Below are 11,724 nucleotides of genomic sequence, written 5' to 3'. Positions count from 1 at the left end.
AATTTATATCCATAGTAGAACTTAACGCTGTGATCCCCACAGCGTTAAGTTTTCTTACATTAACTGGCTAGCGTCTTACGGCACCGGCAACAAGCGAGATGACAAAGAGCACCAGGAAAATAAAGAAAAGGATCTTGGCAATGCTGGCTGCTCCGGCAGCTATACCGCCAAATCCGAATAATGCTGCAATCAATGCAATTATTAAGAATATTACTGTCCATCTTAGCATGATTGAAAATATTTTAGTTATATAATAGGTACTGAAATTTTCAGGCCATTTTTTATTTTTAGATTATATATTGTTGATTTTGAGCTGGTTGGAGATTAACGCTGCATCGTTTGTAGAATCTGGAGTGAAGATATTTTGAGGAAGTAGCCTAATTAATTGGGCAAAAAAATACTCAAAAACATACATGCAGTTTAATTGGTAAGAGTGATTAATGAACTTTGTACTTTAACACCTGATATAAATGTTAAGCCGTTGAGGTATCCATTATTTATTTATTTGATTTTATTCAGTGCGCTGGTTTGTGCGCAAGGAACTAAAATTGACAGTCTTTCTAAAGTTTTAAAGACTGCTGATACTGATACGGCCAGGATTGATATCCTCAACGAACTGGCATTCAGTTATATTCATGTAGATCCTTTAGTGGCACGTGATGACTTGGATATAGCTCTAAAAGCATCAAGAGAAATCAGCTATAGAAAGGGCGAAGCGCATGCGCTAAATGTGCTTGGTGGCGTACAGTGGTCATTGGGCAGTTATGAAAAGGCCCTGGAAAATTATTTGGAATCCTTAAGTATTTATGAAGCATTAGGAGATAAGCTCGAAATAGCCATGCTTTTTAATAATATCGGGGAGATCCACAAAAAGCTGGGTGATAATCAGAAATCGTTGAGGTATCTGCGTAAAGCAACAAAGGGCCTTGAAAAGTATGGATATCCTACGCTAGGCTATTCAAACCTGGGAGAGATCCATTTCACCCTTCACAATTATGACTCTGCCCTCTACTATTTTAAGAAGGCTTTAAGAGCAAATAGAGCAGAGAAAAATCAAAAATATGAAGGATATGCTTACCATGGGATCGGAGAGGTTGAGTTGATACGGAAAAATTATAGGGAAGCCTTGAAGAGCGCGAATACTGCTTTGGAAATTCGTTCCGCCAATAAGGACTTCAGAGGGGTTTGCTACACCTACCTTTTACTTGGAAATATATATGATGCCATGGGTAAGCCCGATACTGCCCAAAGCTTCTTCGACCGGTCACTCGCTTTGGCTACTCAGATCAGTGCAAATGATATTAGGATAAATATTTATAAAAATAAAGCAGAGGCTTTTGCTCATAGTGGCGACCATGAAAGCGCCTATCAGTACCACAGGCGTTACGCGCAGTTGAAAGATAGCCTTTTCAATGAGGAAAAGTCAAAACAGATAGCAACACTGCAAACTTCATTTGAAACGGAATTGCTGAAAAAGGAGTACGAGGCCTCGGAAAACAAGCTGAAGCAGCGCAATACCGTTATTATCGCTATTGTTATGTTGTTTATTTTATCGGCAGCGGTTGCAGGCGCTTTTTATAAACAAAGAAAGTTACAGCAAGGGGTGAACAAATTACTGGCTTTGAAAAATGAGAAAATACAGGCGCAGACGGAAGAGATCCAGGCGCAGGCTGAAAAGCTCATGAAGCTAAATCAAAATCTGGAATCGCTCAACGCTACCTTGGAAAATAAGGTGAAATCCAGAACAAAGATGCTCAAAGATCAGAATAAACTATTAGCCGCCTATGCCTACAGCAATGCCCATGAATTGCGGGCTCCCGTAGCTAGCGTAATGGGGCTGATAGACCTGCTCCAGAGGTCAGGCATGGCAGATGGTGAGCGGGAAATAGTAGAGCACCTGATCAAGTCAGCAGGTGAACTGGATATTGTTATCAGGAACATTCGCAGAAAACTTGAAAGCAATGGAGATATTATTTTCGATGATTAGCCCGTCAGGCGGAGTTATATCAATGCAATTCTTTTTCTGGGTAATGGTTCCATAAGTTCCGGTGGTGGGCCGAAATGATTGTTAAAGAATCCATCCAGCTCGTCCAGTGTCTTTTCTGAAAGTAAGTGAGTGAGTTCATCGATTACTTCTCCACTAATGAGGTATGGCATATGCGTAAGCTCCATATGTTTGCCATTACAGTGGGCATATATCTGATACTCATTGAGCTGGTATTTGCTGTGGCCGTTTACCATGCATTTATCCATCCAGGCCTCAGGGTTATGAGGGTTTGCCTGCATCAACTCCATCCGTTCATGAAAGTCAACGTTCCGGGCGAAATAATCTTCAATACTTCGCATAGACTCTATCGACATCCTTTTACGCATTTTTTCCGCACAATCCAGGCAAATGGCGTATTCAAAGATTACATCAGTAGCCTGATAGCCGGAATAAGTCTTAATAGCTTTTTCTATGAAATATTCCGTGCCCTCTTCAAGCAGAAACCTGTCACATTCTATACACGTATCAAATAAGTCTCCTTTTGAAAACGAATGAAATTCTTTTGGAATATCAATTTTTGGCGGGTATGTCTCTTTCTCATTCACAAATACTGATACTTCTTCTTATGTAGTGTTTGCAAGAAAACTCTAAGTGGCTTTAAGAAAACGTTAAGGTCAAGGCTAGTGAAGTGCCAAAAAGCTGGAGTCCCGTACAGTTGTCGGGGTGAGTTTTTGGGACGAGCATAACACAGACATTTGGCGTTTTCTTAGAGACACTATGTAAATTTACAGCATTTCGTAAACACCTGTCAAATAATACGCCCGAAATTTGATGAGATGTTGAAGAAGGCGCCAATTGTAATGCCTATTTTATGTGGACCAATACCTTCCATTGTTGTCGCCTGGGCTGGCATCCCGTGTTCCTAACCTCTTACGGGGACGGGGGAGGAATCATCTGCATCGCTAAACTCAGAAACTGATTTATCCAAACAGGGAAACTGCATGATGATAAAGGCTGCTATAAGTGATAGCATAACATATTTCATGAGGCCAATAATAAAATCTTAACCACAACTGAATTTCTTTGTTAAGACACTGTAAAAGTTTTATTTTTCAGCATCTAAAACGTTTGAAATTAATCCAAAGAGAATAAATGACTGTTCACTTAAAAGAGATAAAGAAGTTAATGGTGGCCAACCGGGGTGAGATAGCCATCAGAATTTTACGTGCAGCGACAGAATTAAAAATAAGAACTGTTGCTGTTTTTACTTACGAAGACCGGTACTCGCTACATAGATACAAGGCCGATGAGGCTTATCAGATCGGAGCGGATAACGAGCCCTTAAAACCCTATCTTGATATTGAAGAGCTTATAGCAGTAGCCAAACGCAACGAGGTTGATGCCATTCATCCGGGTTATGGCTTTCTTTCTGAGAATGTAAAACTGGCCAGGCGTTGCCGGGAAGAGGGTATTGTTTTCGTAGGGCCTGAGCCCGAGGTAATGGAAAAACTTGGAGATAAAGTACAGGCTAAAAAAATAGCGATCAAGGCTCAGCTCCCGATCATTGAAGACAGCAGGGAAAAGCTAACGTCTACAGACATTGCCCTGAAGGAAGCGAGCAACATAGGGTACCCTGTGATGGTGAAGGCAGCAGCCGGAGGCGGAGGCCGGGGGATGAGAGTGGTGCGCGATGATGAGCAACTGAAAAGGGCTTTTGACGAAGCACGTCAGGAAGCCGGCAAGGCTTTTGGTGATGATACTGTTTTTCTTGAAAAGTATATAGACAACCCCAAGCATATAGAGGTGCAGATCATGGGCGATAACTATGGCAATATTGTTCATTTATATGAAAGGGATTGTTCGGTACAGCGCAGATTTCAGAAGGTGGTGGAAGTGGCGCCCAGTGTCACCCTCAGTCAGGAGGCTAAGGACAAATTATATGGCTATGCACTGGCCATAGCCCGTGAAGTTAACTATAACAACGTGGGAACAGTGGAGTTCCTGGTGGATAGTGATGAGAATATATACTTCATAGAAGTAAATCCGCGTATTCAGGTAGAGCATACTATTACAGAAGAGGTTACCGGTGTGGATATCGTACGCTCTCAGATACTGATAGCCAAAGGGTATGATCTTGCCGATCCCCGTATATTTATCAAAGATCAAAGTGGTGTGCAGTGTAATGGGTACGCCATTCAATGCAGGGTTACTACTGAGGACCCCCATAATAATTTCCAGCCTGACTATGGCACTATAATAGCCTACCGAAGCGCCAATGGCTTCGGGATCAGATTAGATGCTGGTAATTGTTATGCAGGAGTGACGATATCTCCGTTTTTTGATTCATTATTGGTGAAGGTATCGTCATGGGGGAGGACGCTTAAAGGGGCATCCGAGAGGCTGGACCGTGCGCTTAGTGAGTTTCGGATCAGGGGTGTTAAAACAAATGTTGGCTTTTTGCAGAATGTGATCTCACACCCCGTTTTTTACTCAGGCCAGGCCACCGTTAATTTCATTGCCGATCACCCGGAGTTATTCGATATGCCACGTAGGCTGAACAGAGGCACCAAGATTCTCAATTACCTGGGCAACCTGGCAGTAAATGGCAACCCTGATGTAAAACATGTTGATCCGAATAAAGTATTCAGAGAACCGAAGGTGCCTGTCTTTGACAGACTGGGCGACTATCCGGAAGGCACCAAAGATAAGCTGGAAAGACTCGGGCGCGAAGGGTTTACAGAATGGCTGAAAAACGAGCCCAGGATCCATTTTACAGACACTACTTTCCGTGATGCTCACCAGTCATTGCTAGCTACCAGGGTCAGGACTTTGGATATGTTGAAGGTGGCTGAGGGATACGCCAAAAATCACCCGAATATCTTTTCCATGGAGGTTTGGGGAGGAGCTACCTTTGATGTGTGCATGCGCTTTCTCCATGAAAATCCGTGGGATAGGCTAAAATTATTCAGGCAAGCTATGCCTAACCTGCTGCTGCAAATGCTACTCAGAGGCTCCAATGGAGTGGGATATAAGGCTTATCCTGATAACCTGATCGAAAAATTCGTTGAAAAAACCGCTGAGACCGGTATTGACATCTTCAGGATATTTGATTCTCTCAACTGGGTAGAGGCTATGAAAGTGAGCATTCGTACGGTGAGGGAACGAACCAATTCACTGGCGGAGGCTTGTATATGCTACACCGGAGATCTTTATAAGGAAAACCCGAAATATAACCTGCAATATTATCTGGACCTGGCGAGACAATTGGAAGATGAGGGTGCTCACATTTTAGCTATTAAAGATATGGCTGGCCTTCTTAAACCAAGAAGCGCCAGGTTGCTTATCAGTGAGTTGAAAAAAGCTGTGGATCTGCCCATTCATCTGCATACGCATGATACCTCGAGCCTTCAATGTGCCACCTACCTTGAAGCCATAGATGCAGGTGTTGATGTAGTGGATGTAGCCATCAGCTCTATGTCCGGCTTGACATCGCAGCCTAATTTCAACTCGTTATTGGCGGCGCTGGAGGGGCATGAACGGGAGCATAAGTTTGATCTGAAGTCGCTGAACAAATATGGTAACTATTGGGAAGACGTTCGTGAGTTCTATTACCCCTTTGAATCTGAGCTAAAAGCGGGCACGGCTGAGGTATATGAGCATGAAATTCCCGGTGGTCAATATTCTAACCTGAGACCTCAGGCCAGAGGGCTGGGGCTTGAGGATCAGTTTGCCAGGGTCAAAGAAAACTATGCCATAGTCAATGACCTGTTTGGAGACCTGGTGAAAGTAACTCCTTCATCAAAAGTAGTGGGCGATATGGCATTGTTCATGACTTCCAACAACCTGACAGCAGACGATATTCTTCAAAAAGGCCACACCCTGTCATTCCCGGAGTCTGTGGTAAGCTTATTTAAAGGAGATCTGGGTCAGCCCCCGGGTGGTTTTCCCGAGCAGCTTACCAAAATAATATTGAAAGGAGAAAAACCATTTACTGACAGGCCAAATGCACACCTGGAACCTGTTGATTTTGATAAAGAATTCGAACAATTTCAGGAGGAATTTGATGAATATTGCGATGAGCTGGACTTCCTTTCCTATAAGCTGTACCCTAAAGTATTTAAAGACCTTTACGATCATTGGCAGCACTACGGAGAGGTTTGGCGTCTGCCAACACTGTCATTTTTATATGGACTGAAAAATAATGAGGAGATTTTTGTCGAAATAGGAAAAGGTAAGGCTATCATAATTAAAAAGCTGTATAAGTCGATGCCTGATGAGAATGGTGTCTGCAAGGTCTACTTTGAGATGAACGGGCAGGCCAGAGTGCTGGAGGTTAGAGACCAAAGCTACAAAACAAACAAAGTTGCTCACGCAAAAGCTGCTGGTGAAAAGCAGATAGGAGCACCGTTACAGGGCAGGATTGCCGAAGTAAAAGTGAAAGAAGGTGAGGAAGTACGGGAAAATGCACCGTTATTTGTTATTGAGGCAATGAAAATGGAAACCACCATCAGCGCTCCGGCTAATGGAAAGATCAAGAAAGTATACCTGCCGGCAGGGGAGATGGTGCAGCAGGATGATATGGTGGTGGAAATGGAGTAGTGTCTGTCCGAAAATATATGAAATGAGCATAAACTTTAGTCATTCTAAATTATACCAACCGCGGATGAATAAAGTTTATAGCGAATTCCATGTGGCCATTGAAATTAAAAATTATATACAGATGAAATGAGCATAAACTTTAGTCATTCTTAGTTATACCAACGTAGAACGACTAAATCGACAGTTGGCAAAGGCAATAGGCAAAAGGGAACTTCGGACTTCCGACTTCGGTCTTCGAGCTATCTTAATACTCAATACTATTTATATACACATGAGAAAAGTGCTTCACCGGGCAGAGACACGGGGACACGCCAACCACGGTTGGCTGGATTCCCACCACACTTTTAGTTTTGCAGGTTATCACAATCCTGAACGCATGCATTTTGGTATGCTAAGAGTGCTTAATGATGACGTAGTGGGGGGAGGCGGCGGCTTCGGCACCCATCCTCATGATAACATGGAAATAGTATCTATACCGTTAAAAGGTGCCCTGGAGCATAAAGATAGTATGGGAAACTCTTCTGTGATCCGTACTCATGACGTGCAGATCATGTCTGCAGGTACCGGTATCATGCATTCTGAATATAACCATAGCGCCACGGAAAGTGTTAATTTTCTTCAGATATGGATCTACCCCAAAGAAAGAAATATAAACCCGCGTTACGGGCAACAGAATTTCGATCCTAAACAAAGGGTCAACAGGATAAAGACGGTGGTGAGCCCGGACTCATCAGGAGGGGCCCTATGGATAAATCAGGATGCCTATTTTTCATTAGCCACTTTTATGGAAGGCTTTGAAACCGACTATAAACTGAGAGACGATAACCACGGAGTATACATTTTTATAATAGAGGGAGAGGTAGAGGTGGCAGGAGAATCTCTTACAAAAAGAGACGGACTTGGTGTCTTTGAAGTATCCGGTGTTGCTATAAAAGCTATCAAAGATTCTGAAATTTTATTTATCGAAGTGCCTATGACAAGTTAAAAGCCTCTCATTACAAATGTTTTTCCGGGTAACAAAAGCCCGGTTTTTCCGGATCAATAGGAACGTATGAGATTGATGAGTCAAATAGTTGCCAACTGCTTCTGCCGATTGTCAACTTTTTTACTTGAGGTATTTATCTCCCGATTCCCTCTCCACGATATCTTTCATAGCATTGAAGACCTTTTCTTTCAGGAAAGGCAGGTCGCTTAACCCATATCCTTCAACAGCTACTTCCTGGCCAAAGATAACTTTGATTCTGCCAGGTTTAATGTCTAGTTTGCTGGGAGGCATAAGATTGCCAGCGTTGATCACCACAATAGGAATAATGGGAGTATTTGTTTCAATGGCGATGCGAAAAGCGCCATCATAAAACGGTTGCAGCGGCTGGTCCGTTCGATTTTGAGTGCCCTCCGGAAATATTAAGATGGATATACCACTATCCAATGCCTGCTTTAACCTTTTTACACTTCTCTTTCGGCTTTCATTGTTTGAGCGGTCCACTACTATGGTGGCTACTCTCACAATCAGGCCAAAACCGGGTATTTTTAACAATTCTTTTTTGGCTAATGGCCGAAATTGAGTAGGAATGCCCAGGCGAAGCCCTGGCACATCAAGAAACGATGTATGATTACTGGTATAGATATATGACTTTCTCTTATCAACATTCTCCCGGCCTTCGATCTTGTAGCCAATGAATGTCAATCGGCTGAATACCCATGACCAAAGATAAAGCCCAAAATAAGTGACATTGCCATATTTTTCGCCCAGCAATATGGGAAGTACAATAATAGGAAGGAAGATGAGCATGAATACATTGAATACCAACAGCACCCATACCAGGTATATTTTAGAAATAATTTTCTTAAGAAGTCTCATAAGGGGCGCCAAATTACGAAAAGCTTTTTAATAATGATGAATATCTTTTTCTATATATTACCTTTGGTAAATGATCTATAATGTGATGAAACGGCTTTATACTTTGTTGCTGCTGGTTCTCCTTATTTTGCCGTCCTCCGATACATTTGGCCAGTTGGGAAAAATGTTGAAGGACAAAGCTAAAAATTTCGCATCAGGTGATGGTCTGAATAAGCTAAGGGATCTGACGGCCGAAAGATTGGACGAGGCCAGAAGTAACTTTGATTCTACCAGCTTCAGTTATGCAATTTCTCTGAATGATAACTCAGGGCTGTATGATCTCAGGGAAAAGGGTGAAGGGTTCTTAAAAATATATTCTAACCTTGGTAAGGTAGAGGATGAGAAGGAGGAGAGAGAAAAGGCCCGCGACCTGCTGGACAGAGGTGAGGGCTTATATGCAAGTGGTTATTACCAGATGGCTGAACGTCTGCTTCTGGCATCAAAGGAAAAATACGAAACTCACGAGCTCACCGATGATATCAATTATCCCAAGGTGATATCCAACCTGGGTTTGCTATATAGTACTACAGGAAGGTACACTGCTGCTGAAGAGTTTATACTGCAGGCTTTAAACCAGGAAAAGGAAAGCCGTGGTGAAGAAAGCACGGGATATGGCGCTTCGCTCAACAACCTTGCTGTATTGCACAAGGAAACCGGCCGGTATACCGAAGCTGAGGCCTCCATTGTTCAAGCCGCAGCCATACTACTTGATATACATGGCAATAACAGCATGCCCTTTGCGATCGCTCAAAATAATGAAGCGATGATCTACCAGGCGATGGGTAGATATGATCAGGCCGAAGTGGTATTAAAAAAGGCTATTGATATTTCTGCCGGTCTGCAAAGCTCAAAGTCAGGAAACCATCAGAAATTCATTTCTAATCTGGCATTGCTTTACCAGGAAATGGGCAAATATGATCTGGCCGAAACCACCTATAAAGACCTGATCGCCCTAAAGGAAAGACGCTTTGGTAAACGGCATCCCGATTATGCTCATGTGTTAAATAATCTGGCCGCCCTTTACATGGAAATGGGTAAGTATGACCAGGTGGAGACCCTATTGAAGGAAGCCATAGGCATCTATGAACGCAAGTTTGGAAAAGAACACCCATTATATGCAGCAGCAATCAGTGATCTGGGTAATTTTTATCGATTTCAGGCCGATTTTGGTGCTGCTGAACCTTTGTTGAGCGAAACATTAGATATTCGTAAGAAACTCCTTGGCACCGAGCACCCTCAATATGTGCAGTCTACCGAGGATATAGCCATTTTGTACTGGAAGAAAGGTGAAAGAGAGAAGGCTGAGAGTCTTTACAAGGAGTCATTACAACAGTCTCTGTCATTTATCAACAGGTACTTCCCACCCATGAGTGAAGCCGAAAAGACGAGGTATTGGGACAAGCTTCGTCCGAGGTTTGAGCGTTTTTATGCTTTCGCAGCAGAAGCGCCTTCCGAAACCCATCCTTTGCTAGGTGATGTCTATGACTATCATATAGCAACAAAAGGACTGTTGCTTAACTCTACTAATAAAATAAAGAAAAAGATACTGGGAGGCGATGACAAGGAGCTCATCAGCAAATATTTAATGTGGCTTGACCAAAAGGAGAAGCTGGCAAAGCTATATTCCTATTCCCGGGAAGAACTGGTGGAACAGAAAATAAATCGTGACTCTCTGGAAAAAGCGGCAAATGCAACTGAAAAGGAGTTGTCACAGAGATCTGAGATCTTTTCAGAGGGCTATCAACTGAATAATGTAACATATAAAGAAGTAAAAGCCAGGCTGAAGCAATCAGAAGTAGCCATTGAGGTGATTAGGTTCAGAAATTATGATAAAACCTTTAGCGGTGCAAGGTATCTGGTATTGGCATTGAACCCTACGGCTGACTTTCCATCCAAGGTAGTGATAGACAATGGAGATCATCTGGAGGGAAGGTATTTTAAGTACTACAATAACGCTATTCATCAAAAAATAACTGACGAATATTCATACCCGCAGTATTGGGCGCCTATCCGCCCCCTGACAAAAGAAGCCAGGCATCTATACTTATCGTTGGATGGGGTATATAACCAAATCAGTTTGAATACTTTGCGAAATCCATCAGGTAATTATTTAATACAAGAATATGACCTCACCCTATTGGCGAATAGCAGGGATTTAATTGGGAATAATAAGTCTGCCAGTCAAACCAAATCCGCTGTGCTGGTCGGCTTTCCGGAATATGGAAATGGTGATATCCCACCGTTACCGGGAACCAAAGCCGAAGTAACTAACATAGGCAGACTTTTGACAAGCAAGGCATACAAAATATCGACATTAAGTGGTGCCAACGCCAGCGAACAATCCTTTAAAGCCATTGCAAATCCGAAAGTGCTACATGTTGCCACCCATGGCTATTTTTTGGAAGACAAGCATTTGCAACAAGGGAAAGTATTTGGTATTAGTTCCGAGAGTGCTCGCGATAACCCTTTGCTGAGGGCCGGACTGTTGCTGGCGGGGGCCGGATCCACAACGGGTGAACGGCAAAATACATTTGAAAGTAGCAATAACGGTGTTCTTACCGCTTATGAAGCCATGAATATGTCTTTGGACAACACGGACCTGGTGGTGCTAAGCGCTTGTGAAACGGCAGTGGGAGACGTTAAGGCAGGGGAAGGGGTTTACGGTTTGCAACGCGCATTTCTTGCGGCAGGCGCCAAAGCCTTGATCATGAGCTTGTGGAAGGTTGACGATGAAGCCACCCAGGAACTAATGACGAAATTTTATGCTGGCTGGTTAAAGACAGGTAATAAACAACAGGCCTTTAAGGAAGCGCAGCTAGCCTTAAAAATCAAATATAAAGAACCTTATTACTGGGGTGGATTTGTATTAGTAGGTAGTTAGTGTCTGTAAGAAAACGTCAATGTCTGTCTGCGTTACACTTGTCCCAAAAGTGCTTTTCCCGACAACTGTAACAACTGTTACGGAACTCCGCTTTTTGGGACTTCGTCCCGCCCTTTGGTGGTAGCGTTTTCTTAAAACCACTTAGAGTCTTCTTAAAGCCACTAATTAATTTTTGAAAATTACCAGTGGACCGCTATCTTTAAGCTAAATCAAAAAAATGTTTAACCTCTTTGCTTGCATAAGCTGCTCTTCTAAAACAAGGGCAGCTTTCTTTTTTTGTGAACAACCATTAACCATTAACAATCAACGAATAACAATTAACAATTAACAATTAACAATTAACAATTAACAATTAAC

7 protein-coding genes are annotated in these 11,724 nt (G+C 42.7%); 4 read left to right on the top strand and 3 right to left on the bottom strand.

The window, feature by feature from the left end; all coding sequences use genetic code 11:
- Window positions 1-67: 67 nt before the first annotated feature.
- Window positions 68-229, bottom strand: a complete 162-nt coding sequence (locus C900_RS29500; RefSeq protein ID WP_009582925.1) for a DUF1328 domain-containing protein — start codon at window positions 227-229, stop codon at window positions 68-70.
- Between the two features lie 252 nt (window positions 230-481).
- On the opposite strand from C900_RS29500, the gene C900_RS23975 reads away from it, so the two are divergent.
- Complete coding sequence (locus tag C900_RS23975) at window positions 482-1,987, top strand: tetratricopeptide repeat protein (protein ID WP_185113997.1); 1,506 nt, start codon at window positions 482-484, stop codon at window positions 1,985-1,987.
- Between the two features lie 14 nt (window positions 1,988-2,001).
- Here the strand turns inward: C900_RS23975 and C900_RS23970 are convergent, their stop codons facing one another.
- Window positions 2,002-2,592, bottom strand: coding sequence for a hypothetical protein (locus C900_RS23970; RefSeq protein WP_009582923.1), 591 nt, complete (start codon window positions 2,590-2,592; stop codon window positions 2,002-2,004).
- Window positions 2,593-3,139: 547 nt separating this feature from the next.
- Here C900_RS23970 and C900_RS23965 point away from each other — a divergent pair.
- Together C900_RS23965 and C900_RS23960 are read left to right on the top strand one after the other, a co-directional pair.
- On the top strand, window positions 3,140-6,586 hold the full coding sequence (locus C900_RS23965; RefSeq protein WP_009582920.1) for a pyruvate carboxylase: 3,447 nt from the start codon (window positions 3,140-3,142) through the stop codon (window positions 6,584-6,586).
- Between the two features lie 271 nt (window positions 6,587-6,857).
- Window positions 6,858-7,571 (top strand): pirin family protein, encoded by a 714-nt coding sequence (locus tag C900_RS23960; RefSeq protein WP_009582918.1) that lies wholly within the window; start codon window positions 6,858-6,860, stop codon window positions 7,569-7,571.
- Between the two features lie 120 nt (window positions 7,572-7,691).
- Here the strand turns inward: C900_RS23960 and C900_RS23955 are convergent, their stop codons facing one another.
- Complete coding sequence (locus C900_RS23955; protein WP_009582916.1) at window positions 7,692-8,447, bottom strand: lysophospholipid acyltransferase family protein; 756 nt, start codon at window positions 8,445-8,447, stop codon at window positions 7,692-7,694.
- An 85-nt stretch (window positions 8,448-8,532) separates the two neighbouring features.
- On the opposite strand from C900_RS23955, the gene C900_RS23950 reads away from it, so the two are divergent.
- Window positions 8,533-11,367, top strand: a complete 2,835-nt coding sequence (locus C900_RS23950; RefSeq protein ID WP_040497454.1) for a CHAT domain-containing tetratricopeptide repeat protein — start codon at window positions 8,533-8,535, stop codon at window positions 11,365-11,367.
- The last annotated feature ends 357 nt before the right edge of the window (window positions 11,368-11,724 follow it).

This window comes from Fulvivirga imtechensis AK7 (assembly GCF_000331535.1).
Taxonomy (GTDB): Bacteria; Bacteroidota; Bacteroidia; order Cytophagales; family Cyclobacteriaceae; genus Fulvivirga; species Fulvivirga imtechensis.
The sequence above is the reverse complement of the archived record's forward strand: the minus strand, read 5'-3'. Positions and strand labels throughout refer to the sequence as shown.